Origin of the sequence: Arthrobacter sp. FX8 (genome assembly GCF_026723805.1) — a bacterium.
Lineage (GTDB): Bacteria > Actinomycetota > Actinomycetes > Actinomycetales > Micrococcaceae > Arthrobacter.
This window is the reverse complement of record NZ_CP113505.1, coordinates 3,694,686-3,719,464: the sequence shown is the minus strand read 5'-3', so window position 1 is coordinate 3,719,464 and position 24,779 is coordinate 3,694,686. Positions and strand designations below refer to the sequence as shown.

The window sequence follows — 24,779 nt, the reverse complement described above, 5'->3', positions numbered from 1 at the left end:
AGCGCGCGGAGAACGGACTGGTGTCAACGTTTCATCCGCGCCCAGTTATCTGCATCGATTCTACCGCGAACAGGTCCAGATCCCTGCATTCGGAGGGCCTTCGCCGCCAGTGAACATGGCCCTCCGAGGCTCTGGGTCCCGCCTAGGGCGGCCCCGCGGTACGCCCTCCGGGTGCCTATACACGCTGCGGTCCTTACAGCGCCCTACACGCCCTCGGGCGCAGTTTCAAGAGCTGGGTGCCGGCTATCCGTACGTGTCCCGCGGCCCACGGCCGTTGACGCTGCGTCCACCCTTGCGCCAGCTGGGTGCCGAGGGGCCGAGTACCTGGATGCTGGTCACCACGCCGTCGCCCAGTTCCCGGCGGAATTTATCGAGGAGGCTGCTGCTCAAAGCCGCAGCTGCGTGGCCCAGGCAGTGGAATCACACCGCACGTGGAGTGTGGTGTCGGTAAAGCTTTCGGGAGTGCAGTGGGCCGAGATTTCCGGCCCCACCAGTGTGGCCCACTCCGCCATGACGGAACCGACGGCCACCGGTGACGTCCAGCCGCGCTCTGCCACCAGCCGGCCAACAACTTTTCCCAGGCCCAGGGGGTCGCGGCCCGTGGAGTGGAACTGGCTGAAGCCGCGCGTGTCACGGATACCGCCCTTGGCCTTCTGCGAACCAGGCCGGGCCACCCTGCGCCGGACTTCACCGCGCGCGGCCGCGGCTTCGCGCATCCGGTTCAGCGCAGCCTGCGGGGCATCGATGTTGTCAGGCTCGCGGCCGGGCTGCGGCCCGCCGCCCTGCTCAGTGCTCATCGATACCTCCCGGGATGACCTTCACCCGCCGCCCGGACAGCTCTTCCGGAATATCGGCGTCGACGGCGGCGGTCACCAGGACCTGTTCCGCGCCGGAGACTATTGCCGCCAGTTTACGCCGCCGCTGGACATCAAGTTCGGCAAACACATCGTCCAGGATGAGGATGGGCGCCGAGCCTCCGGTCCGGGCATCGTCCAGCATCACGTAGTACGAGGCCAGCCGGAGCGACAGGCACATGGACCATGTTTCCCCATGCGAGGCATACCCCTTGGCCGGCGCCTGGCCCAGCATCAGCTCCAGTTCGTCACGGTGCGGCCCGACCAGCGATATGCCCCGTTCCAGTTCCTTCTTCCGCGACTCCGCAAAGGCCTGGACATACCGTTCCGTGAGTTGTTCCACCGAGAGAAGTCGCAGGTCATCCTGCCCGTCCGAAGTACCCTCGGCAGCGGCGCGCTGCACGCCGCCGGCCGGGACGCCGTCGTCGTCCATTTGGTTCTGGAGCGTTGAACGGTAGGTGGCGTCGGCGGGCTTGGTGGCGTCCGTGAGCTCAGCATAGGCGCGGGCCAGGTGCGGGCGGAGCCGTTCCACCAGCTCCAGCCGGGCGTGCAACAGTTCCGCACCGGCGCGGGCCATGTGCTGGTCCCAAACGTCGAGGGTGGATTCATGCGCTGCGGTGAATTTTCCGGCGCGGGCCGATTTCAGCAGGGCATTGCGCTGTTTCAGGACACGGTCGTAGTCACTGCGGGTGGCGGCATGATGCGGAATAAGGCTGGCCAGCAGCTCATCAAGGAAGCGGCGGCGGTTGGACGGATCGCCCTTGACCAATGCCAGGTCTTCCGGCGCGAACAGGACGGTCTGGCAGATGCCGAGAAGATCGCGGGCACGGACCGGGTTGCTGCGGTTGATGCGGCCACGGTTGGCGCGGCCGGCATTGATTTCCAGCTCGAGGACCGTGACCTGGGTTCCGCGGACCAGCCGGGCACGCACCAGGGCACGCTCCGTGCCGAACCGCAGCAGCGGCGCATCGGAACTCACCCGGTGCGAGCTGAGCGTGGCCAGGTAGCCGATGGCCTCCATGAGGTTGGTCTTGCCGATGCCGTTGTATCCCACCAGGACGGTGACGCCCGGGCCCAGGGCAAGGTCAACCTGGGCGTAACTGCGGAAGTCGGTCAGTGAAAGGTGTTCCAGGTACACGCGGTTTTCGGCAATTCTGGGAACGCTGCTGGTTCCCGGTGGGTGCTACTTGGCGGGACGGGTTGCGTGGCCGCCAAACTGGTGGCGGAGCGCGGAAACCATCTTCATGGCAGGAGAGGTGTCTTCGCGCGATGCGAACCGGGCGAACAGCGCGGCGGTGATGGCCGGAGCGGGCACTGCGTTGGCAATGGCCTCTTCCACGGTCCATCGGCCCTCGCCCGAGTCCTCCACGTAGTCGTCGATCGAGGACAGTCCCGGGTCCTCGTCAAGTGCCTTGACCATGAGGTCCAGCAGCCACGAGCGGACCACCGTTCCCTTCTGCCATGCCCGGAAGGTGCCGGGCAGGTCGGTGACGATGTCCTTGGCCGCGAGCAGTTCGTAGCCTTCGGCATATGCCTGCATCAGGCCGTACTCGATTCCGTTGTGGACCATCTTGGCGTAATGGCCGGCACCGATGCCGCCCACGTGGACGAAACTGTCCGCCCGTTCGCCCTCGGGGCGCAGGGCGTCAAAGACGGGCAGTGCGCGTTCGATGTCGGCGGCGTCACCGCCGGCCATCAGTCCATAGCCGTTCTGCAGGCCCCAGACTCCGCCCGAGACGCCGCAGTCCGCAAAGCGGATCCCCTTGGCGGCAAGCAGTTCGCCGTGTTTCTGGTCTTCGGTGAACCGGGAGTTCCCGCCGTCGATGACCAGGTCGCCCTGTTCCAGTTTTTCACTGAGTTCGCTGATTACCGCGTCCGTGATGGCCCCCGACGGCACCATCACCCAAATAATCCTGGGCACCGGGACGGCAGCGATCAGGTCATCGACGCTGGCGGCATCAGTGACGTCCGGGTTCCGGTCATAGCCGGTGACCTCCACGCCACCTTTGCGCAGCCGCTCGCGCATGTTGAATCCCATTTTGCCAAGGCCAATCAGTCCAATGTGCATTATGCGGGTTCTCTTTTCTGCGCTGGTGGGGGATGTGTAGCCCAACTGCGTGCGCCCACGCCGCCAGGGTTCCGTGGCCGGGCTTGCGGGGCGGGGGTGGCGGCCGATGGGGACTAGTTGGGAAGGCGGACCGGCATCACCAGGTAGCGGTAGTCATCCTGGTCCTCGCCGTCGGCGTCTGCCTGGGCCGTGATCATGGCCGGCTTGGGCGCCGTGGTGAAGGAGAAACGGACGAACTTGGTCTCAATGACGCTGAGGCCTTCAATCAGGTAATGCGGGTTGAAGGCAACCGTGATGTCGTCACCGGAAAGCTGGGCCTCCAGCTCCTCGGAGGCTTGGGCGTCCTCACCGGTGCCTGCGTCCAGGTTCAGCAGGCCTGAGGTGAAAGCAAGCCGGACCGGGGTGTTGCGTTCGGCCACGAGCGAGACGCGCCGGACGGCCTCCACCAGTTCCTGCGTCTGGACGGTGGCGTGGATGGGCGTGGACTCCGGGAACAGCGAACGGATTTTCGGGTAGTCACCGTCCACCAGCAGTGACGTTGTGGTGCGGCCGCCGCTTTCGAAGCCGATAAGCCGGCTGTCGTCGTCGGACAGGGCCAGGTTGATGTCACCGCTGTTGCCCAGCGTCTTGGCCACCTCGTTGAGGGTCTTGGCCTTGACCAGGGCACTGGTGGAGATGCCCGGGGTAACCGGCTTCCACGGTACTTCGCGCATGGCGAGCCGGTACCGGTCCGTTGCCAGAAGCGTTATCAGGTCGTCTTCGATCTCCATCCGCACGCCGGTGAGGATGGGGAGGGTGTCGTCCTTGCTCGCAGCGATGATGACCTGGGAAACGGCCTGGGCAAAGGCGTCGCCCGGAACGGTTCCACTGATGGCCGGCAGGGCAGGCAGCGGGGGTACTCGGCTTCGGGCATGGTGGCCAGGTGGAAGCTGCTTCGGCGGCAGGTGAGCGTGACTTTGTTGCCATCCGTTTCGACATCCACCGGAGCGGAAGGCAGGCTGCGGCAGATGTCGGCGAGCAGGCGGCCCGACACGAGGATGGTTCCTTCGTCCCTGATGTCCGCCGTGATTTCAAGCCGTGCCGAGGTCTCGTAATCGAAGCTGGAGAGGCTGACCGTTCCCGCTTCAGCCTTCAACAGCAGGCCGGAGAGGACAGGCACCGGCGGCCGCGGAGACAACGAGCGGGCTGTCCAGGTGACGGCTTCTGCCAGGACGTCCCGATCGACTCTGAACTTCACGGAAGGGTGCCGCCTTTCATTGCTGCTGCCAGGTAAACCCGGGAATTTCGCAGGGAAACTCCGGAAGAAGTGGGGCGCACCCTGGCTGGTGCATGGTTCGTCGAGCTCGCAACCACGCAGAAACCCAGGGATGGGAGCGCTGCTGACAGCTTAGCCGGAAGATCCTCGATTAACCCATCCCCCGGTGTACAGCCCGGCCCGCTTTGGGGCCGGCAGGCCCCTCGCCGGGCGTCCGGATCGATCTTGTTGTTTGAGGGAATTCAATTTTTTGGGATTCGTAGTGTTAATAACTGCTGTGGAAACTGTGGATAACCCTGTCCTGCCCCACCGTTCCGCGGTTAAGGCCTGTTCACGGACTGTGCGTTAACTGGGTTTTAAACAGGGTGTGGATGGGGACAACGTGAAGGCCGGTTTTTAACGATCCACAGACGGCTTAAGGGTTTTAAGCCCATTAACCGCGCTTGTCCCCTTAACTATCCACAGGCTTATCCACATGCCCCTGTTAATAAGGTATGGAGTGCCGGGGGCGGTGTGGATTCAGGAGTCGCGCTGTTGCTGTTTGATCCGGTTGGTCAGCTCTGTCACCTGGTTGTAAATCACACGGCGTTCGGCCATCAGTTCGCGGATCTTCCGGTCGGCGTGGATGACCGTCGTATGATCGCGGCCGCCAAGTTCCTGCCCGATCTTGGGAAGCGACATGTCAGTCAGCTCCCGGCAGAGGTACATGGCGATCTGCCGGGCGGTGACCAGTGTCCGGGTCCGGGACTTGCTGCACAGTTCTTCCATGCTGAGCTTGAAGTAGTCCGCCGTCTGTTGGAGGATCTGGGCGGACGTGATCTCCTGCGCGCCGTCGTCGGTAATCAGGTCCTTCAGGACCATTTCGGCAAGTGCCACGTCCACGGGCTGGCGGTTCAGGCTTGCGAAGGCCGTTACCCGGATCAGGGCACCTTCAAGCTCGCGGATATTGCTGGAAATCTTGGAAGCGATGTACTCCAGGGCATCATCCGGTGCCGACAAGCCCTCGCTCAGTGCCTTCTTGCGGAGGATGGCGATACGGGTTTCGAGTTCCGGCGGCTGGATGTCCGTCAGCAGGCCCCACTCAAACCGGGACTTCATGCGGTCCTCGAACCCTGCCAGCAGCTTGGGCGGCTGGTCCGAGGTGATGACTACCTGCTTGTTGTTGTTGTGGAGCGAGTTGAATGTGTGGAAGAACTCCTCCAGCGTCCGGTCCTTGCCCGCCAGGAACTGGATGTCGTCAATGAGCAGCACGTCCACGTTCCGGTACGTGGTCTTGAAGCTGGCGCCCTCGTCGTCACGGATGGAGTTGATGAAGTCGTTGGTGAACTCTTCGGAGTTGACGTAGCGCACACGGATCCCGCTGTAGAGCCGCCGGGCGTAGTGGCCGATTGCGTGCAGGAGGTGGGTCTTACCCAGTCCGGAGTCACCGTAGATGAAGAGCGGGTTGTACGCCTTGGCAGGAGCTTCGGCGACAGCGACGGCGGCTGCGTGGGCAAAGCGGTTCGAGGAACCGATCACGAAGGTGTCGAAGACGTACTTGGGGTTCAGCCGGCCGAATTCATGCGACGTGCTGGGCAGCATGGGCTGCGGCTTCTGCTCGATCAGCTGGTCAGGTGCGTAGGCGGGCTCGACGACGGGCTCAGGCTCCTCATGGATGGGAACCAGATCCGTGTCGACGTCGATGGCGCAGCGGATGTCCTCGGAGAAGACGTTGTGCAGGGCATCGTCCAGGGCGTCCTTGACCTGGGTCTGCAGCACTTCCCGGGTGAGTTCATTGGGCACGGCCACCAGGAGGGTGGAACCGATGAGCCCCTGCGCCTGGGCAAGGATGACAAAGCCCCTCTGGCGGGGTGATACGCGGTGGTCCTGTTCCAGCAGGCTGACAACCCGGCGCCAGGAACTTCCGACAGTATTGGCGTGGTTGGCTTCGTCTACTGTCATCAATCGGTTCCCTCAAAACTTGCTTTGCCTGCATTGCCTGCAGCCCAAGTCCGGAACCAGGGTGCTGGCCCCACTTAATCCACAGGGTTATGCACAGTCCGTGGATAATCGGCTACTGGGACACTCTAGGGGATGAAAAGCCTAGAAGATAGCTGGCTATCCGGCTGTGGATAATTACACTGTTGTGGTTCTCGGAACGCCCCTGTGAGCCACTTCATCCACAGGCTGTTGGGGATACTTAGGCACAGCTGGGGACAGCCGCCAAGGCGCCTTCCGGTTTGACTCCGGCCTGCAGATTGCCCTAACGTTGTGAAGTCCTTTGTGTCCGCTTTTTGGCCCCATCTGAACTCTCCAGGCGCAGTGCGTCCGGACAGCCGGGGGAAGCGTGCATATACAAAACTTAGCGTCGGCCAGTTCTTCCCCATACTGATCGGGTGGGCGCACCTTTGATCCACTGGAGTAACTAACGTGAGCAAGCGGACTTTTCAGCCGAATAACCGCCGTCGAGCCAAGAAGCACGGCTTCCGCCTTCGTATGCGTACCCGTGCCGGCCGTGCCATCCTGGCAGCCCGTCGTGGCAAGGGCCGCACCGAACTGTCGGCCTAGATAACTGGCTTGTCGGTAGACATCCCTTTGCGAGTTTAAGGTGCTGGCCGCCCGCAACCGCTTGAGGACCTCAACCGATTTTTCAACAACCGTACGTTCCGGTGTCCGCAATGGGCGCCGGAACGTAGTGTTATATGCGGCAGCCATTGCTGCCGACGAACCCAGCCGGATCGGGTTCATTGTTTCCAAGGGTGTAGGGAACGCTGTGGTCAGGAACCTCGTTAAGAGGAGACTGAGAGAAGCAGCTGCTGCCTCGTTGCGAGAGCACGGTACAGGACTGGCTATTGTGGTGCGGGCGCTTCCGGCGTCCGCGTCCGCCAGTTGGGACCAGCTGCTGTCGGACTACAACGCTGCATTGGAATCCACGCTGAACCGGCTGGCTGGCCGCCCTCCACGGGCTGCCGCGACAGGTTCGGCCGGTACAACACAGGAGGGGACAACGCGTGTCTAACGCCACCGCCGTCGTCGCCCGTTTCCGCAACGTGCCTGCCGCCGTCGGCAAGTTCCTCTGGAACCTGCCCCGCAACGTCCTCATTCTTCTGCTGATGGCCTACCGCAAGGTGGTTTCTCCCTTGTACGGGCCGGTCTGCCGATTCTTCCCTTCCTGCTCGGCCTACGCCCTTGAAGCGGTCACTGTCCATGGCGCCGTCAAGGGGAGCTGGCTCGCGGTCCGGCGCCTTGGCCATTGCCATCCATGGAATGCCGGCGGAGTGGACCACGTCCCCGCCGGCCACAGGGAATGGCCCGCAGGCCAGACCCCCACAATTGTTGTGCTGAACAATCCGGACAGGTACCTGGTTGCTCGGACTGATGAAGAAGGCCGCAGTGCGGCCTGACGAATAGGGATAAGTATGGACTTCTTTGGAACAATCATGGCCCCGTTCAAGTGGCTGGTTTCCATCATCATGATCGGATTCCACGATGGCTTGAGCGCCATCGGGATGCCTGCTGCGAACGGCTGGACCTGGACTTTGTCCATCATCGGACTCGTGCTGGTGATCCGTGCCGCCCTGATCCCGGTATTCGTCAAGCAGATCAAGGCCCAGCGCGGCATGCAGCTGCTGCAGCCCGACCTGAAGAAGCTCCAGGACAAGTACAAGGGCAAGACCGACCAGCTGTCCCGCCAGGCCATGGCGCAGGAACAGATGGCCATGTACAAGAAGCACGGGACCAACCCGTTCTCGGCCTGCCTGCCCATGCTGATCCAGATGCCGTTCTTCTTTGCACTGTTCCAGGTGCTCTCCGGTATCTCCGCCGCAAAGGACCAGGGCGCCGGCATCGGTGCCATGAGCCATGAGCAGGTTGTGGAATTCGACGCGTCGAGCATTTTTGGTGCTCCGCTGTCTGCCTCCCTGCTGCATGGCGGGGGTGGCGGCAACCAGGTTGCTGTGTGGATCCTTTCCATCGTGATGATCCTGGCCATGACGGCCTCGCAGTTCATCACCCAGAAGCAGATCATGGCCAAGAACATGTCCGAAGAGGCCATGGCCAGCCCGTTCATGCGGCAGCAGAAGATGATGCTTTACATCCTGCCCATCGTCTTCGGTGTGGGCGGCATCAACTTCCCCATCGGTGTGCTCATCTACTGGACCACCACCAACCTGTGGACCATGGGCCAGCAGTTCTTCGTCATCCGCCGCATGCCGACGCCGGGATCCCCCGCAGCCAAGGCCCTCGCCGAACGCCGTGCCGCCAAGGGCCTCCCCGCCCTTTCCGTCCTCACCGGCAAGCGGGATGAAGAAACCGACGCCGCCGCGGCCGCCGCACTTGAGACCAAGGGACAGCGCGTCCAGCCCCAGCGCAAGAACAGGAAGAAGAAGTAATGTCAGCCGAGAGCACCGAACACGCCCTTTCTGAAGAGATTGAAGATCAGGACGAGTCCGTGAACCAGGATGCTTCGTCCGCCAAGGTCTCCGCCGCCAGCCGCCTCGAGGAAGAGGGGGACGTGGCTGCCGACTACCTTGAGGAACTGCTGGACATCGCCGACATCGACGGCGACATTGACATCGAGGTCCGCAACGGCCGGACGTACATTTCCATCGTTGTCGACGAGGAAACCGAGGGGCTGGAGAGCCTTGTCGGCGAGGACGGCGAGGTCCTCGAGGCCCTCCAGGAGCTCACCCGGCTGGCGGTCCTGTCCGCCACGGAAAACCGCTCCCGGCTTGTCCTGGACATCAACGGCTACCGGCAGGAACGCACCGGCCATCTGCAGAAGATCGCCGAAGACGCAGCGGCTTCCGTGAAGGAGACCGGCAAGTCCGTCGCCCTGGAACCGATGAGCGCCTACGAACGCAAGATCGTGCACGACGCCGTGGCCGACCTCGGCCTGGTCAGCGAGTCCGAGGGCGAAGGCGCCGGACGCCACATTGTTGTTTCCGCAGACTAGAGAATGCTGACCCCATAACCATGGTTGACATCACGGCAGCAGAGCTTCGCGCTGCTGAGAAGATCTTCGGCGACCGCCTGGACCTGGCAAAGCGCTACGTGGAGCATCTCGCAACGTCCGGCACTGAGCGGGGCCTGATCGGGCCGCGCGAGGTTCCCCGGCTGTGGAGCCGGCACGTGCTCAATTGTGCCGTCATCGAAAGCGAGATCGCCCAGGGAAGCCACGTTGCCGACGTCGGAAGCGGCGCCGGACTGCCCGGCCTATGCCTTGCCATTGCGCGCCCCGACCTTGAGCTCACGCTCATTGAACCCCTGGAACGCCGCGTGATCTGGCTCCAGGAAGTGGTTGATGACCTAGGCCTGGACAATGTCACGGTGATGCGCACCCGCGCCGAGCTCGCCGTGGGGCAGGTGGAGGCTGACGTGGTGACAGCCCGTGCGGTATCGGCGTTGACCAACCTCGCCGGCCTGACCATCCCGCTGCTTGGTGGCCACGGTGAAGTGGTGGCCATCAAGGGCCGCAGCGCCGGCGAGGAGATCGAGAAGGCTGCCAAGACCATCCGCAAGTTGGGTGGTATTGAGACTTCCGTGCTGACGGTGGGCGACAACCTCCTTGAGGAACCCACCACGGTGGTCCGCATCGTTGTAAACAAGCCCCAAAAGAAGTCCTAATGCGGGCCCGCTGACGGCTGTCAGCGGGTCGGAGCAGTTAGGCTAGACAACGGCAGCAAAATTGGCTGAACGAGAGTGAGTGTGCCCCAGTGACCAGTAGTGAAGCCTCCGCACAACGGATCCCGCCGTTTGTGTCCTTGGGGTCGGCACGTTCTGTCGCTGGGTCCGGGCTTGCCGGTATAGCAATGGCACCCGGAAGAGGTGGTAATCACCCTAAAACGGTTGGTGCCGCGTCCGCCGGCAGTGCGGTTTCACGTGAAACAACCACTTCAGGTCGTTCGAACGTCATTGACGCCATCGATGATTCAAGTCCCATCGCCCGCGAGCTTGCCCACGAGACGAAGCGCCGTGAGCGCCTGATGGGACGTCAGCTCCCGCGTCCTGACAAGACCCGCATCTTCACGGTTTCCAACCAGAAGGGCGGGGTGGGCAAGACCACCACCACCGTGAATATTGCCGCGGCCCTGGCGGCTGCCGGACTGAACGTCCTGGTCATCGATATCGACCCCCAGGGCAACGCTTCCACCGCACTGGGAATTGAGCACCATGCCGACGTGGACAGCATCTATGACGTCCTGATCAATGACGTCCCGCTGGCGGATGTGGTTGCCCCGTGCCCGGACATTGGAAAGCTCATCTGTGCCCCGGCCACCATCCATCTTGCGGGTGCCGAGATTGAACTGGTTTCGCTTGTTGCCCGCGAACAGCGGTTGCGGCGTGCCATCGATGTCTACGCGAAGACCCGCGAGAAGAACGGTGAAGAACGCCTGGACTACGTGTTCATTGACTGCCCGCCCAGCCTGGGCCTGCTGACGGTCAACGCCTTTTGCGCCGCCAGCGAGGTTCTTATCCCCATCCAGTGCGAATACTACGCGCTGGAGGGCCTGAGCCAGCTCCTCAAGAACATCGAGATGATCCAGAAGCACCTCAACGCGGACCTCGTTGTTTCAACCATCCTCCTGACGATGTACGACGGCCGCACCAACCTCGCTGCCCAGGTGGCCGCAGAGGTACGCCAGCATTTCCCGGACCAGGTGCTCGCGGCTGTGGTTCCACGGTCCGTGCGGATTTCCGAAGCTCCCAGCTACCAGCAGACAGTCATGACGTATGATCCGTCCTCGAGTGGCGCACTGTCCTACCTGGAAGCCGCCTCTGAAATAGCCGAACGCTAAAATCTTCAATACCGCAACGCACGGAGCCAGGCTGGTCCGGGGCTCTACCACTGGAGGGATTTACCCATGAGCGAGAAGCGACGGGGCCTAGGCCGCGGTCTTGGCGCGCTGATTCCGAGTTCCGCCGCAACCAATGGGTCGGGCAACGGTGGGACGGTATCCCGGCCTGTGGATCTGTTCTTTCCGGAAGGACGGAAGAAAACCGAGCCGGTAGAACAACCCGCAGCCGAAGCCCCCGCGAAAACGCAGGACAAGGAAGCCACGGCTCCCGGCCAGCGCACCGCGGCAGGCAACGCAGCGGCTGCCACGACGGCGCCGGACAAAGACGGCGACGGCAGGAAGTCTGCTTCCTCAAGTCCGGAAGTTCCGGCGAAAAAGACGGCTGCCAGGAAGACTTCCGCGGCCAGCTCCAATGAGTCCCCGGAATCCTCCCCCGCCGCTGAAACCCCGGCGGTCCCCGAGGTTGTGGACAGCCCTGCCGAAGACGGTCCAGTGCCTGCCGAGACCGCCGGTGCAGACTTCCGGGAGGAATCCGGTGTTGAGCTGGTGGAAGTTCCCGGTGCCCGCTTTGCGGAAATCCCGGTGTCAGACATCCATCCGAACCGCAAGCAGCCCCGAAATGTCTTCGATGAGGATGACATGGCTGAGCTGGTGCACTCGGTGCGCGAAATCGGCGTCCTCCAGCCAATTGTGGTCCGCACCTCAACCGAATCCGGTAGCGAGCCCTATGAACTGGTCATGGGTGAGCGCCGCTGGCGCGCCGTACAGGCAGCGGGCCTAGAAACCATCCCCGCCATTATCCGTGACACAACGGACGATGACCTGCTCCGGGATGCGCTGCTTGAAAACCTGCACCGCAGCCAGCTGAACCCCCTCGAAGAAGCGGCGGCCTACCAGCAGCTCCTCGAAGACTTCGGCACCACCCACGAGCAGCTGGCGGATCGCATCGGCCGCTCCCGGCCCCAGGTATCCAACACGCTCCGCCTGTTGAAGCTGCCCCCGCTGGTTCAGCGGCGAGTTGCGGCGGGTGTGCTGTCCGCCGGCCATGCCAGGGCGCTTCTCTCCCTTCCCGATGCTGCAGCCATGGAACGGCTTGCGCAGAAAATTGTCGCAGAGGGAATGTCTGTCCGCGCTACTGAAGAAGCGGTTACGCTCTACCAGGATCCGGCCAAGCCCGCCAAGAACAATATCCCGCGTCCCGGAGCACGGCACGAACGCCTGGACTACCTGGCATCCTCGCTGTCGGACCGCCTTGATACCAACGTTAAAATCTCCCTTGGTGTCAGGAAGGGTAAGGTCAGTATCGAGTTCGCCAGCGTCGAAGACCTGAACAGGATCATGGATGTCTTGGCTCCAGGTTCAACCAACTGATTCAAAGTTAGAAGGCCCGGTTCGTTGCGAATCGGGCCTTTTTGTTTTGGTGATCATTGCCCGTGGTTCCCATGGTTGGTTGATGAGGCTGTTTTCAGGCCCTTATGTCGTTCAACCCTCCCCCAGCTAGTCGCCGAACCCTGCCTATTCCTGGTTCTTCCTGGCTGGCTTCCGCGGGGTTGCCGGCGTACATCGTGCGGCTGCACTTGTTCTGTCAGATTGGTGGCGTGCACGGGGCCGATTTAGTGCCGCTGGGAGGCCGGACAGCAGCCCCAACTCCATCTATGTACGTGCGCAGCGGTAAGTTGCAGATCCGCCATACTGGGTCCACGCTAGACGCGGGCGTCGGTGCCGGCGTAACAAAACGGTGTTCCTGACCTTTATGCGTCGGCCAGTTGTGGTGTGGTCTCTGGTGGGTCAAGGACTCATGGGCTGGTTACCCTCGTTCTTGTTTCACGTGAAACAAGGGTGAGTCCCGCCGCCTTCTGCGGTGCAATCGCTCCGCAAATCACCCCGCAAAGACGCTTAGTGCGATGCTGCGGTGATCTGTGGCTTGCCGCCAAAGTCCGATAACTGCACGCTCGGCCACACTCCACCCTTCTGCTGGACGCTCGCGTGGAGGACTTGCCAGATCTTGGTGAATGTAGTGCCATTGCTGGAGCATTTTGCTCTGCATGGGGTTTCCGCCCGAGTTGAAATGATCGGCATACGCGGCTGGTAACCGAGAATCCGGGCGTTTCGATGAACGCCCCCATTCGTGGAAGACCCAGGTTCTTGACCTTTCCCGCTTCAGCGGCATATCGGCGTCAGGTTCGGTAACTGCGGGAACATGTCCAGTGCCATATCGGAGCGCGTCCGATCCCGACACCAAGTGTGCGCAGAGAATCTCGTAGACGTCCTCGACGTGGACGACCTGGGCCGACTGTCATAGCACTATAGCCATGCACGATAGCCATGGGACTTGTTCAATCCTGGTGATAGCCCGGAATCATGGCCCAGGCGAAAGTCCACTATGTCAGGGTCCACCGTATCTAGGAATGCGCTTGCGTCCACCTGCGCGTTGATGCCGTCACGCGGCTGCTCGCGGGCGTCAGTCAAGCATGGCGTTTCACGTGAAACAGCCAGCTGCCATGGGGTTCGGCTGCCCGCTGAGCCAGTGGACCACGACGTGGATCCTTGATACCGATGATGCTGGAGCCGTGCGGGAAGGCTACGCTCATCGTTTCCCCTGAAACAGCCAGCTGCCATGGGGTTTGGCTGCCCGCTGAGCCAGTGGACCACGACGTGGATCCTTGATACCGATGATGCTGGAGCCGTGCGGGATGGCTACGCTCCGCGTTTCACGTGAAACATGTGCGCTTGCTATGGGTAACCAGGCTCGACTGGAAGGCGTCATCCGTCAGCCCAGCAGTAATGCCGGCCCCACCAAAGTAGAGCGGACTCTATGGCCTTCGCCTCGCGTGCTCGCTCCCACACCTCTGTTCGATGCCTGCTTGGCCTCCGGCCTTATCTGGGGCGCCATAACTGTCTCCTGGCCACTGGTCGTCTCTTCGTGACGAGTCCGCCTTTTTTGGTAGCTGAGCCATATGTGGTGCTGTTCTCCGGAACGTGTCGCCGCCGCTGAATGGGTGGGCGCCGATCACTGAGTGCGGGGCTGGGATTCACCTGGATGTTGATGGCTCGCGGATTGCAGATGCGTCACCTCGTAATGGAAGGAGCACAGTCGTGGCCAGGTACCGGCAATGTCCTACTGGTGTGCGCGCTACTTTGCACCAGCCACTGTACCGGGAGGCGCGCCCGAAAGGGTGGTCTGCTTCGAAGCTCTTGAGGACCAGGAGAGGGGCTGGATAGGGTCATCACGGTACTGGCTTCTTGCGCTTCCAGAGGTGACTAACCAAAAGCCCCATCGCGGGTGGCACATGTCTCTGTCCTGTTGGCCGGCAGGAGGTCCCGTGGCTCCCCTTGGCGCAGTTGCCGGCGGAGCAGAACTGGGATGCCACGGGCTTGTGTGACCAATTTCATCGGTGGATATCCCTGTGGATAAGAGTGTGGATAACTCTGGCGGCAGGTGTGGGTAAGACTCCAGGTGCTAAAAGGTCAGTCGGGGGTCCAAGACGACCGTTCCCGCCGCGCGCGCCATCCGACTCGGAGCGCGGGTATGCGTTTCACGTGAAACAATCCTCAATGTCGTCTGCAGCCCCCGGGGACGCCGGGAGATAGCACCCGGCTGGTTGATTGCGAGCCTTTGGGGACGCACCTCCCCATCTCGGAACCGTTCGACCTGCATTTTCACGCGGATACCCGCTGGGACAACTCCTGATCTGCCGGCAGTAAAGTCTGCCATGTGATGGGGATCAGATCTGCGGAGACTGTATCGGCTGTGGATAAGTATGTGGATACTGACGCGATTGGCATGTGGAAAACTTTGTGTACAACTCTGCGCGCACGGTGGGGGTGACGGGTCGCAGGGCGGCTCGGCCGCAGGCGCGAATGCGTGGAGCTTCCGACCGGGACAGGGACATGCCCCTGCTCCAATTCACAGTGGATATCGTTTCGTGGGGCGCTGAACGGGAGGCTCCGATCCACATGTCCACGCTGGGCCATCAGCCTGGCGGTCTAGCTGCTGCTGCATTGGTTTGTGCCGCCGGCTAGAGCCCCCAGGCCGTGGTGTCGAGACGCGCACACAGTGTGAATGCGTCGCGAACCAGGTGAGATTGACGCGCTTGGCCCTAAGTACGATCCTTGCTGCCTTTGCCGACCGCGAGCTGGGGGCGGACGGTCGCGTCGATCATTGCGCGACCGTGCAGTAAGTGATTGCGGCATCTCGGTAACCGAGGCCGGATAAGCGCATGGATAAGCGAAGCAAGGGGGTCCAACGTACCAATACTCATGCCACGTTGCGCCGTAGGGTTTCCGTTACTCCTTCACTGTCGCGCGGCTACCCTTACTGCCCGTCTCCGGTCTGAGTCGCGGGCCGAGCGTTAAGATGTTTCACGTGAAACGCCGCGGACTCCCTTGTGCTTGTCATGTTTCACGTGAAACACTCTGCGCTCCGCCGGAGCCCTTGATGCCACGATATGGCTAACGACCTGCCATAGAATTCCCAAGTGTTCCGGAGTACCTGAGACCTCTACGGCCCACCGCAGGACCAGGGTGCACCGACAGTAGCCCGGACACGGGCAACAACAGATGCAGCGGCCTCGCTGGGCCAGCATCTCTAAACGTCAGATACCGTACATGCCGACAACTGCCCCTCACATCATGCCCGACTCTCTGTGGTCGGGCCAGGATCGGCTGTACCTATAGTTTGTGAGCAGTGAACTATCACCGTTCTTTTTGACGTCGCGTCAAGATGATGAATTCCTGGCCGCACTGCGCCGGTTTCGGCCCGGTTGCAATTTCGTCCCCTCGTGACGCTCCAAAGCGACCTGGAAGTGCTGGGAGGACCGCACCTTCACCCTCCCCGCACGTCAGGGTCTCCGGCTGCACGTAATGAATTCTCCGATCGAACAAGCTTCGCGGCCTCGGGAATAGTTCGATAGTTGTGCTCTGCCTGGAATATAGGAGGTCGGAACCAGAAATGACCCACCGGATCGCGGCAAGCGTGATTCATCGCTGCTCACCGAATTGGGGCAGCTAAAGCTCCACACCGCCACCCCATTTCTCGGGTGGTCAAGCGAGGCGAACACGGCTCGCACGCTCTCAAGAAGGGGGACGCACAAATTCATTGCCACGCTAGTAACGGTCGCCTAGTCCTGCTTACCCCAGGGCGGCATGACTCAAGTTCGGCACCCAGTCCACCCAGACGGATGTTTCACGTGAAACGCGACCTACTAGTAGCTGAAGGCAGTAACCCGTCGTGCGGCCCGAATGGTTGGTCCACAGTCCCGTACGAAGTACGTCGCCAGCGAAAAGGCCCTGATAGTGCAGACTAGGCGTTTCATGCCCTGTCGAACGAATGTTTCACGTGAAACCCTGTCTGACCCGTCCCATCTCAATGGGCGCAGACCAAAAATTGGCCACCGCCCCGGGGCGATGGCCAATTTTGTGCAGATCCCACTTCCTGCCTACCGCAGGGAGGGGTGCTCAGGAGAGAACGTCTGCGAATTCCTTTTCGAAGAACTGCTTCGGCTTGGCACCGATAACTGTGCTCTTCACTTCGCCACCCTGGAAAAGGTAAACGGCAGGAATGGAAGTGATTCCATACTCAGCGGCGATGGCAGGGTTGTCGTCTACGTTGACCTTGACGACGTCAACCTTTTCACCATACTCCACGGAAATCTCATCCAGGATAGGTCCGAGCTTACGGCAGGGCCCGCACCATTCGGCCCAGAAGTCCACGATTACCGGCTTTTCGGCGGACAGAACGTCGGAGCCGAAACTTGCGTCAGTTACATCTTTAGCGTTGCTCATAACCTTATCTTTCTCTTCGGATAACAGTGGGGGCAGATTATGCCGTCAGGTCGGCCAGGTAGTGCTCGACGTCTATTGCCGCGACACAGCCGGAACCGGAGGCAGTGATGGCCTGGCGGTAGGTAGGGTCAACAACGTCTCCGGCGGCGAAGACGCCGGGAAGGCTGGTACGGGAGCTTCGACCCTCCACGGCGATGGTTCCCTCAGGCGTCAGCGCGAGGACATCCTTGACGAGGTCCGTACGGGGATCGTTGCCGATAGCGACGAAGACACCTGTCACTGCGAGGTCTGACAAAGATCCGTCCAACAGGTTCTTCAACCGAATACCCGTCACTTTGTCCGTTCCCAGGACATCGTCCACGGTGCTGTTCCACACAAAGTTGATCTTGTCGTGTGCCAGTGCCCGGTCCGCCATGATCTTTGAGGCTTTCAGCGAATCGCGGCGGTGAACAACCGTTACTGATTTCGCAAACTTGGTGAGGAACAGGGCCTCCTCCATGGCGGAATCGCCACCGCCGATTACGGCGATGTCTTGATCCTTGAAAAAGAAACCGTCACAGGTTGCGCACCAGCTGACACCGTGCCCGGACAGGCGCTTCTCGTTAGGCAGGCCAAGTTCCCTGTATGCGGAACCAGTGGAGAGAATGACCGCCTTCGCCTTGAAGGTCTCCCCCGTGGCGATGGTCACCGTCTTGATGGCGCCCTCAAGTTCGAGCGTGGTTACATCCTCGAACTGGATCTCGGTACCAAAGCGTGCCGCCTGCTTCTCGAAGTTCTCCATGAGGTCCGGCCCCATGATCCCTTCCGGAAAGCCGGGGTAGTTTTCAACGTCGGTGGTGTTCATCAACTCCCCGCCGGCGGTCACTGACCCCGCCAGCAGCAGAGGCTTGAGGTTCGCCCTGGCTGTGTAGACGGCGGCCGTGTAGCCCGCCGGGCCGGAGCCCACAATGATGACGTCGCGAACGCCGGACGCCGTCTTCTCTTCGATGGTCACTGGACCGTGAACCTCTTCCTTGTTCGACTCGCCTCCCCGTGGAGGCCGGCCACATGGCACAACTGTGTCCGCGTGCTGAATATTCCAGCGCCCGGGCAAGGTGAACCATCGGGGAAGTCAGAGGACCAGCCGTCGCAGGGCGCTCTTTCCAGACTACATTCCCGCTGCGGGTGCCGGTGGGCAGCAGTAACAGCGCCGGTAACACCCGCAGGCGGAAAGACGCCTACTGGACCTTGATTTCAGCCAGCCGGAGACCGTAGCCGTAGCGGGTCTTGGGAGCCGCCAGCTTGGGAAGGGAATTGATGGAGACAATCACGTACTGTGCCTGCACCGGTTCCGGAAGGGGCATGTTCAGGTCTGTGGACGTGAAGCTGTTGGTTCCTACTGCCTTGGCTCCGTCCATGGTGGGCCGGTCATTGGTGTAGACCGTGATGTTGCCCCCCGATCCCCCGAGCTGGGAGAGCGTGATGGAGGAGACAGTGGCAGCGCTCTTCAGCTTCACAACGAGGGGGACGCCCTGCGGGGCCAGGCCACCCCAGTTTTCCGTGGCGAATTCCATATCGGACCAGTAGCTGGCGGCATTGCCGTCGTAGGCCTTGACCAGATCGCCATCGAAGGTGGCGGCGAAGTCGAAGTTCCCCTGCCGGCTGACGCTCTCGATGGCCGGCGGAACGGCGGGCGGCGCCGACGGTGCTGCCTGAGTGGCAGGCGCTGATGCCTGGGAGTTGGTGGTTGCGGGGCCAGCTGTCGGCTTGGCCTGAGGCCCCGGCGTAAAGAGGCTGCCCAGGTTGGTCACGGCGAAGATCAGGCCGGCGATCAGCACAACGGCCAGGAGCCCGCCCACCAGCCAGCGCATGGATCGGGGCTGGTTTTCGGACTCATCACGATCGTCGTCGTCATCCTCGGCACGGTCCGCGAAGGCGACGCCGGCGGCAGCGGGCGCAGCCGCACGTGCAAAGAGGGCTGCCTTCCCCTTGACTGGATGCGATTCCTGCGGGGATTCGTGGGTCTCCTCGTAGTGGTCCTGATCCCCTGACTGCGCATAGTCGTCGTCGGACCACAGGGAAACCTTGGGCGTCCGGTCCTCAGCGGTTGGCTGGACCTGCTGCCGTGGGGTGCTTGCGGCAGCGGTATCGTTGGGTCCTGTGTCCGCCTCCGCAGCGCTGGCGCGTCCGGACGGGGACTGGGCATTGGTTGCCACCGGCTGCGCTGCAGTGGCATCCGGATCCATCCGGGAGGACCCGTTTCCCTTGTTCGAAGCAGCACCTGCAGCCCCACCGGCCGCTGCAGCGGCACCAGCGCCCGGAGCGGCCCCGGCAGCGCGCACTGGTGCGGCGGGCTGCTGGGCAGCGGGACGAACGGACGGCCTGGGCGGTACGGCCGGCGCTGAACGGTATGGATCAACCTGGCTGGGGTGCGAATCGGCGTAGTTGATGTATCCGGCGTCGACGTGGTCTTCCTCGTCGTACGGCTCCGGCTCGTGCGACCGCGGCTGGCCGAAGATTTCACTGCCCAGCGTGTCCGTGAAGAATGGCTCCACGTACGGCGGATTGGGCGCAACCACCAAGTCCAGCAGGTCGGCGGCGGATGTGTGGTTGGTGATGAGGTAGGTGGCGTCCTCGGTGACGCCAAGGTCCAGGACCTGAACGGTGCCGGGACGTTCGCCGGTGGCGACTTCGCGGGCGCTCTGCGCAACCTGTTCGGTGTTCTCCGGGCCGGCAACCAGGATGCTGACCGGGCGGTTGAGGACCTGGTCCACACCGTCCAGCACCAGATCGTGGTCGTGCGAGGCCAACACTGTGGCGGTGACCTTGTAGCGGCCGCCCAGTACTGATCCGACGTCGATCGGGTTGGACACGTGTTCCTCCTAGACTGTCCGGGATTGCCGGTCTGATGACGCAACCGCCGTTCGGGTGCCGCGCACGGCAAACCCGTAATGCAACTACCCCTGTACCTGTTCGATCCTAGCCGATCCGCCCCAAACGGCTGCGGAGAAGACGTGCGCCAGACCGGACGGAATTTACTTTTTCCGCTTGCGCCTGGTCTTGAAATACGGGTTCTCGCCGGGCTTCCCCTGGTAGGTGCGGCGGCCGGGAAGCGGGATCTGTTCCCTGAGCAGGCCGCCGCGGGCGGTGCCGGGCTGGTCCTCCCCCGGCAGGTAGGCGTCCTCGGCACCCTGGGCCGTGCCGCTGTCGTACATCTGCGGACGGTGCGTCCCACGCTGCGGGTCCGGGCCGGCACGGAAGGAGACGGCGTCGAATTCACCGGAGATACGGGGGATAAGGCCGGTATCAACGGACGTGGTGGCCCGCTCCGGGCGGTGACCGCGCTCCCCGTCCACAGCTTCAGCGGGAGGGGACGACGGCGCGTCCCCGGCATCCGGAGCAGGGGCCTGGCTGCCGCGGCCAAACCTGCCCAGCAGGGGCCGGAGCATGTCGGTGAGCTCTGAGACCCGGAACAGCTTGAGAAGGACGAAGTACACCACCAGCATGACGGGTCCCACCACAATGACGGTGACCAGGGCAGTGATCCGGTTCTGCCATGCGAAACCGTCCGGATTGTAGCTGCCCATGAGCCACAGGGCGCCCGCACCGGCGATTGCCGAACCGAGGGCCGCGTACCCCATGCGGATGTAGGAGTTGGCGATCCGTGGGCCGTCGAGGTGGCCCAGCATGCGCCGCAGGAAGAACGCGCTGATGACCACCGAGAGGATGTTGCCCACCATGTAGAGGACGGCAATGGCGTAGATGATCTGGCCCACCGGCAGGAACTGGATGGCAAACGCCCCCGCCACGTACACCACGGCGAGCAGCAGCTGGACATAGAACGGCGTGCGGGCGTCCTCGTTGGCGTAGAACACGCGGGACATCATGAAGTTGGCACTCATGAACGGAGTGCTGAGGGCCAGGATGGTGAGCGTCTGGGCCAGCATGACGCCGTCCTGCCGCAGTCCGCCGGAGAAGAACATGCCCAGCGGACCGGCCAGGGCAAACAGTGCCAGCGCCCCGAACACAGTGGCCACGGCCATGGTCCGCAGGCCGTGGGAGAGGGCGTCGCGCAGTTCAGCCCGGTTGCCGTCCTGCGATGCCCGCGTCATCCGGTTGAAGAGCACGGTGGCCAGCGACAGGGCAATGATCGAGTGCGGCAGCAGGTACAGCTGGCTGGCCACTTCAAGGACCGCGTTGCCGGGCAGGGTGTATGCCGACGGGTCCCCCGCCTGCTGCAGGCGGATGCGTTCGGCGCCGGGAATGGTGGCGATGCGCATGACGTACAGGAAGGCGAGCTGCCCGACGGCGGCCGTCAGGAGCGTCCATACGCTCAGCCTGGCTGCGTGGCCCAGCCCCACGCCGCGCCAGCCGAACCGTGGCCGGAGGCCGAGCTTCAGCCGGAAGACCGGGACCAGCAGGATGGCTGTCTGGGACAGCACGCCGATGGTGGAGAATCCTGCCACCAGGAGCGTTTGCGTTGATCCCCAGTTGTCCAGGTTGTGCGGGTTGACCTCGTTGCTGCCGAAAATCCAGATGAACATGCCCAGGCCGGCGATGGCCACCAGGTTGTTCATGATGGGCGCCCACATGGCAGGGCCAAAGGCGCCGTTGGCGTTCAGGACCTGGGTGAGCAGGGCGTAAAGGCCGTAGAAGAAGATCTGCGGCAGGCACCAGAACGCGAAGGTGACCGCCAGGGCCTTTTGCTGGGGTGAATAGCCCTGGGTGGTCAGTTCGATCACGCCGGGAGCTGCCAGGGTGACCAGGGCCGTCAGGCCGAACAGGAGCAGGACAGCCAGCGTCAGCAGCCGGCTGATGTAGTCCGCTCCCCTGTCCGGAGCCTTGCTGGCCTTGATGATCTGTGGGACCAGGACCGCGTTGAACACGCCGCCGGCCACCAGGAGGAAGATCAGGTTGGGCAGGTTGTTGGCGTTGATGAACGTGTCATTGACCGTTGAGCCCAGGCCCAGGGCGGTACCGAGCATCCAGGTCTTGCCGAAGCCCAGGAAGCGCGAAACCAGCGTTCCGGCGGCCATGATGGCGCTGGAACGGGTTTCGCTGGGGCCAGCGGCCACGGGCTGGGCCAGGTCCGGAGCGGCCGGCTCCGGGGGCACGCCGTCGGGTGCCGCGTCATCGGGCCGGCCGGACCGGTCGGAAGGAAAGTTGGTAGCTGACATCGACTTCATCGTCTCACCCACCGGCACTTAACACCGCAATGGCGACGGCGGCGTCCGGGCTTAGAGGTGTCCGGGCAGGACGTCACGGGCGAGGTCGGCGATGCGGCGTTCGTTGGGGAATGACAGCTTCCGGGCTAGTTCCTGGATGGGGACCCACGCCACGTCCACGGCTTCCTGGTCGGGATCGTTCTCGATGGTGAGTTCGCCGCCGGTGGCCCGCAGGAGGTAGTGGTGCACGGTCTTGTGGACCCGGTGGCCGCTGACGGTGAACCAGTAGTCGATGCTGCCAAGCGGCGCCAGGATGGTGCCCTCGATGCCGGTTTCCTCGGCAATCTCACGGACCGCGGCCTCTTCGTTGTTTTCCTTGCCCTCCGGATGGCCCTTGGGCAGGCACCACTCGAGGCGGCCACCCCTATTAAGGCGGGCGATGATCGCAACCCTCAACCCGGCGTCGGACGTATCCACCACGACACCGCCGGCCGAGACTTCCTCGACCGTAGGCAGCGACGCCGGTGCCGATTGCTGGGCAGGGGCAACGTGCGCCCCGATTGCCGACGGCAATGGTGCGTTCGTCCTCCTGCCTGGAGCGCTCGGTACTGGATGGGCCATGGAGTCCACTCTAACGACTGTTGCCCTTCCGTGATGACCGGAACATGACACCAACATGGACAGGATATGACGCACTTTCCGGCGGCGAAGGTCAATTGGCCTTGATCGTGACGCTTTTTGGACTGCCGCGGCGCTGGTTTCTGCCAAGCTTAAGGAACTATGTCGCACGCACATCACAAGATTGATTCCCACACTGTCGACTTCAAGGTGGACCCGGTGGTCCTGGAGCTCGGCCGGCGCTTCGTGGACGCCGGCCACGAGCTGTCCCTGGTGGGCGGTCCGGTGCGTGACCTGTTCCTTGGGCGGACCTCCCCCGACCTTGACTTCACCACCGACGCCACGCCGGACCAGACCGTGGCCCTGATCAAAAAGTGGGCGGACAACTTCTGGGAAATCGGGCGCGCCTTCGGCACCATTGGCATGCGCAAGGCCGGCTTCCAGATTGAGATCACCACGTACCGGGCCGAGGCGTACGATCCCGATTCGCGCAAGCCCGTGGTGGCGTTCGGTTCCTCGCTGACTGATGACCTGCTGCGCCGCGACTTCACCATTAACGCCATGGCGTTGAAGCTGCCCTCCATGGAGCTGGTGGACCCCTTCGGCGGCGTCCGCGACCTCCACGCCTCCGTGCTGGCCACCCCCGGCGCGCCGGAAGCGTCCTTCTCCGACGACCCCCTGCGGATGATGCGGGCCGCCAGGTTCGCCGCACAGCTGGGCGTCTCGGTCCACGATGACGTGCGGGACGCAATGACAGGCATGGCCGACCGGATCAAGATCATTTCCGCGGAGCGCGTGCGGGACGAACTGGTCAAGCTGATTTGCGGTGCCCGGCCACGGACGGGCATCGACCTCCTGGTGGAAACCGGGCTGGCCGAGCATGTACTGCCCGAGGTTTCCGCTCTCCGCCTCGAATCCGACGAGCACCACCGGCATAAGGACGTCTACCAGCACTCGCTCCAGGTCCTGGAGCAGGCAGCCGAGCTCGAAACCGACGCGGAGGGTCCGGTGCCCGGACCGGACTTCGTGCTGCGCTTCGCTGCATTGATGCACGACGTCGGGAAGCCGGCTACGCGCCGCTTCGAACCGGGCGGCGCGGTGAGCTTCCGGCACCACGACATGGTGGGTGCCAAGCTCACCTCCAAGAGGATGAAGGCGCTGCGGTTCGACAATGACACCATCAAGGCCGTGGCACGCCTGGTGGAGCTCCACATGCGCTTCTACGGCTACGGCGACGCCGGCTGGAGCGACTCGGCCGTCCGCCGGTACGTGACCGATGCTGGTCCGCTGCTGGAGCGCCTGCACCGCCTGACCCGCTCCGACGTCACCACCCGGAACCAGCGCAAGGCCGAGCGCCTGGCCTTCGCCTACGACGACCTCGAAGCCCGCATCGCCGCACTCCGGGAACAGGAGTCCCTGGACGCAGTTCGCCCGGACCTGGACGGGGCCAGGATCATGGCCGTGCTGGGACTCAAACCGGGGCCTGTGGTGGGCCGCGCCTACAAGTTCCTCCTGAATGAACGGATGGAACACGGACCACTGCCCACCGCGGAAGCTGAGGCGCGCCTGCTCCGGTGGTGGGCCGAACAGCCTGAATCAGCACCTGCCGGACCCGGCCCTGGAGTCTCTTCCGCCGCCGTCGAACCTTCACCCGTTGAGGAGTCCAAGTGACCAACCCCGCCTTTGCCCCGCGCCCCCAGCTCTGGATCCTCCGCCACGGCGAAACCGAATGGTCAAAGAGCGGGCAGTACACCGGCCTCACCGACCTCCCCCTCACGGTGGAAGGCGAGCAGCAGGCCGTGGAGGCCCGCAAGGTGCTGGACGGCGTCGACTTCGACCTGGTGCTCACGTCCCCGCTGCGGCGGGCACGGCGGACAGCCGAACTCGCCGGCTTCCCCGATGCCCGGCATGAACCGCTCGCGGTCGAATGGAACTATGGCGACTACGAGGGCATCAGTTCGGACCTGATCCGCAAGGACAACCCCGACTACCTGATCTGGACCCACGGCGTGCCCAACGGGGAGACACTCGACGAGGTTGCCGCCAGGGCGGACAAAATCATCGGCCGGATCCTGGAATCCGGGATGGACAATGTGCTGATCGTGGCGCACGGGCACTTCTCCCGGATCCTCACCGCGCGCTGGCTGGAATTGCCGCCCACGGAAGGCCGGCATTTCATCCTGGGCACGGCGAAGGTCTGCACGCTTGGATGGGATAAGAAGACCCCCGCCATTGTCCGCTGGGGCCTCTAAATACCCCTATTCAAAAGTTTTCTTCTTT

General features: G+C 63.0%; 18 protein-coding genes and 2 pseudogenes. 10 read left to right on the top strand and 10 right to left on the bottom strand.

Annotated elements, in window-relative coordinates; genetic code table 11:
• Positions 1-243 precede the first annotated feature (243 nt).
• The 5 genes and pseudogenes from OUO20_RS17375 to dnaA all read right to left on the bottom strand — a co-directional run bounded on the left by OUO20_RS17375 (position 244) and on the right by dnaA (position 6,118).
• Positions 244-797 (bottom strand): annotated as a pseudogene (locus tag OUO20_RS17375) (DUF721 domain-containing protein).
• Positions 787-1,992 (bottom strand): DNA replication/repair protein RecF, encoded by a 1,206-nt coding sequence (recF, locus tag OUO20_RS17370; protein ID WP_056392326.1) that lies wholly within the window; start codon positions 1,990-1,992, stop codon positions 787-789. Before recF ends, OUO20_RS17375 begins: the two are co-directional and overlap by 11 nt.
• Positions 1,993-2,037: 45 nt before the next feature.
• Positions 2,038-2,922, bottom strand: coding sequence for a phosphogluconate dehydrogenase (NAD(+)-dependent, decarboxylating) (gene gnd / locus OUO20_RS17365; RefSeq protein ID WP_018769878.1), 885 nt, complete (start codon positions 2,920-2,922; stop codon positions 2,038-2,040).
• A gap of 113 nt (positions 2,923-3,035) precedes the next feature.
• A pseudogene (dnaN, locus tag OUO20_RS17360) lies at positions 3,036-4,159 on the bottom strand (DNA polymerase III subunit beta).
• Positions 4,160-4,696: 537 nt separating this feature from the next.
• Entirely contained in the window at positions 4,697-6,118 is a 1,422-nt protein-coding gene (gene dnaA / locus OUO20_RS17355) for a chromosomal replication initiator protein DnaA (RefSeq protein ID WP_018769876.1), read from the bottom strand.
• A gap of 468 nt (positions 6,119-6,586) precedes the next feature.
• On the opposite strand from dnaA, the gene rpmH reads away from it, so the two are divergent.
• From rpmH to OUO20_RS17315, 8 genes are all read left to right on the top strand, one after another.
• Positions 6,587-6,724, top strand: a complete 138-nt coding sequence (rpmH, locus tag OUO20_RS17350) for a 50S ribosomal protein L34 (protein ID WP_003800212.1) — start codon at positions 6,587-6,589, stop codon at positions 6,722-6,724.
• Between the two features lie 40 nt (positions 6,725-6,764).
• Positions 6,765-7,175 (top strand): ribonuclease P protein component, encoded by a 411-nt coding sequence (gene rnpA, locus OUO20_RS17345; RefSeq protein WP_081620205.1) that lies wholly within the window; start codon positions 6,765-6,767, stop codon positions 7,173-7,175.
• A complete protein-coding gene (gene yidD, locus OUO20_RS17340; protein ID WP_018769875.1) occupies positions 7,168-7,560 on the top strand; it encodes a membrane protein insertion efficiency factor YidD in 393 nt (130 codons plus the stop codon). Before rnpA ends, yidD begins: the two co-directional genes overlap by 8 nt.
• Before the next feature lie 15 nt (positions 7,561-7,575).
• Positions 7,576-8,547 (top strand): membrane protein insertase YidC, encoded by a 972-nt coding sequence (gene yidC / locus OUO20_RS17335; protein WP_018769874.1) that lies wholly within the window; start codon positions 7,576-7,578, stop codon positions 8,545-8,547.
• On the top strand, positions 8,547-9,110 hold the full coding sequence (locus OUO20_RS17330; protein WP_134164852.1) for a Jag family protein: 564 nt from the start codon (positions 8,547-8,549) through the stop codon (positions 9,108-9,110). The genes yidC and OUO20_RS17330 overlap by 1 nt, the downstream gene beginning before the upstream one ends.
• Positions 9,111-9,130: 20 nt before the next feature.
• Positions 9,131-9,781, top strand: a complete 651-nt coding sequence (gene rsmG / locus OUO20_RS17325; RefSeq protein WP_056392334.1) for a 16S rRNA (guanine(527)-N(7))-methyltransferase RsmG — start codon at positions 9,131-9,133, stop codon at positions 9,779-9,781.
• An 89-nt stretch (positions 9,782-9,870) separates the two neighbouring features.
• A complete protein-coding gene (locus OUO20_RS17320) occupies positions 9,871-10,953 on the top strand; it encodes a ParA family protein (protein ID WP_326498047.1) in 1,083 nt (360 codons plus the stop codon).
• A gap of 66 nt (positions 10,954-11,019) precedes the next feature.
• Positions 11,020-12,324: a ParB/RepB/Spo0J family partition protein gene (locus OUO20_RS17315; protein ID WP_056392336.1), complete on the top strand. Its 1,305-nt coding sequence runs from the start codon at positions 11,020-11,022 to the stop codon at positions 12,322-12,324.
• A gap of 4,086 nt (positions 12,325-16,410) precedes the next feature.
• On the opposite strand, the gene trxA is transcribed toward OUO20_RS17315, so the two are convergent.
• The 5 genes from trxA to OUO20_RS17290 all read right to left on the bottom strand — a co-directional run bounded on the left by trxA (position 16,411) and on the right by OUO20_RS17290 (position 22,454).
• Positions 16,411-16,737 carry a thioredoxin gene (gene trxA / locus OUO20_RS17310; protein ID WP_018769869.1) on the bottom strand — a complete coding sequence of 109 codons (327 nt, stop codon included), beginning with the start codon at positions 16,735-16,737 and terminating at the stop codon, positions 16,411-16,413.
• A 37-nt stretch (positions 16,738-16,774) separates the two neighbouring features.
• Positions 16,775-17,731 carry a thioredoxin-disulfide reductase gene (gene trxB, locus OUO20_RS17305; RefSeq protein ID WP_018769868.1) on the bottom strand — a complete coding sequence of 319 codons (957 nt, stop codon included), beginning with the start codon at positions 17,729-17,731 and terminating at the stop codon, positions 16,775-16,777.
• A 223-nt stretch (positions 17,732-17,954) separates the two neighbouring features.
• Entirely contained in the window at positions 17,955-19,589 is a 1,635-nt protein-coding gene (locus tag OUO20_RS17300; RefSeq protein WP_268002245.1) for an ABC transporter substrate-binding protein, read from the bottom strand.
• Between the two features lie 162 nt (positions 19,590-19,751).
• Positions 19,752-21,893, bottom strand: coding sequence for a murein biosynthesis integral membrane protein MurJ (gene murJ / locus OUO20_RS17295; protein WP_018769866.1), 2,142 nt, complete (start codon positions 21,891-21,893; stop codon positions 19,752-19,754).
• 60 nt (positions 21,894-21,953) lie between these two features.
• Positions 21,954-22,454, bottom strand: a complete 501-nt coding sequence (locus OUO20_RS17290; RefSeq protein ID WP_018769865.1) for an NUDIX hydrolase — start codon at positions 22,452-22,454, stop codon at positions 21,954-21,956.
• Positions 22,455-22,661: 207 nt separating this feature from the next.
• Between OUO20_RS17290 and OUO20_RS17285 the strand changes: the two genes are divergently transcribed.
• Both OUO20_RS17285 and OUO20_RS17280 read left to right on the top strand, forming a co-directional pair.
• The gene (locus OUO20_RS17285; RefSeq protein ID WP_056392343.1) at positions 22,662-24,170 is read left to right on the top strand and encodes a CCA tRNA nucleotidyltransferase; all 1,509 of its coding nucleotides are present in this window, start codon (positions 22,662-22,664) and stop codon (positions 24,168-24,170) included.
• Positions 24,167-24,751 carry a histidine phosphatase family protein gene (locus tag OUO20_RS17280; RefSeq protein ID WP_018769863.1) on the top strand — a complete coding sequence of 195 codons (585 nt, stop codon included), beginning with the start codon at positions 24,167-24,169 and terminating at the stop codon, positions 24,749-24,751. The genes OUO20_RS17285 and OUO20_RS17280 overlap by 4 nt, the downstream gene beginning before the upstream one ends.
• Positions 24,752-24,779 lie beyond the last annotated feature (28 nt).

Coding starts and splice junctions, on each gene's coding strand:
- gnd (WP_018769878.1), bottom strand. CDS start 2,922: ATGCACATTGGACTGATTGGCCTTGGCAAAATGGGATTCAACATGCGC.
- dnaA (WP_018769876.1), bottom strand. CDS start 6,118: ATGACAGTAGACGAAGCCAACCACGCCAATACTGTCGGAAGTTCCTGG.
- yidC (WP_018769874.1), top strand. CDS start 7,576: ATGGACTTCTTTGGAACAATCATGGCCCCGTTCAAGTGGCTGGTTTCC.
- OUO20_RS17330 (WP_134164852.1), top strand. CDS start 8,547: ATGTCAGCCGAGAGCACCGAACACGCCCTTTCTGAAGAGATTGAAGAT.
- rsmG (WP_056392334.1), top strand. CDS start 9,131: ATGGTTGACATCACGGCAGCAGAGCTTCGCGCTGCTGAGAAGATCTTC.
- OUO20_RS17315 (WP_056392336.1), top strand. CDS start 11,020: ATGAGCGAGAAGCGACGGGGCCTAGGCCGCGGTCTTGGCGCGCTGATT.
- trxA (WP_018769869.1), bottom strand. CDS start 16,737: ATGAGCAACGCTAAAGATGTAACTGACGCAAGTTTCGGCTCCGACGTT.
- murJ (WP_018769866.1), bottom strand. CDS start 21,893: ATGTCAGCTACCAACTTTCCTTCCGACCGGTCCGGCCGGCCCGATGAC.
- OUO20_RS17285 (WP_056392343.1), top strand. CDS start 22,662: ATGTCGCACGCACATCACAAGATTGATTCCCACACTGTCGACTTCAAG.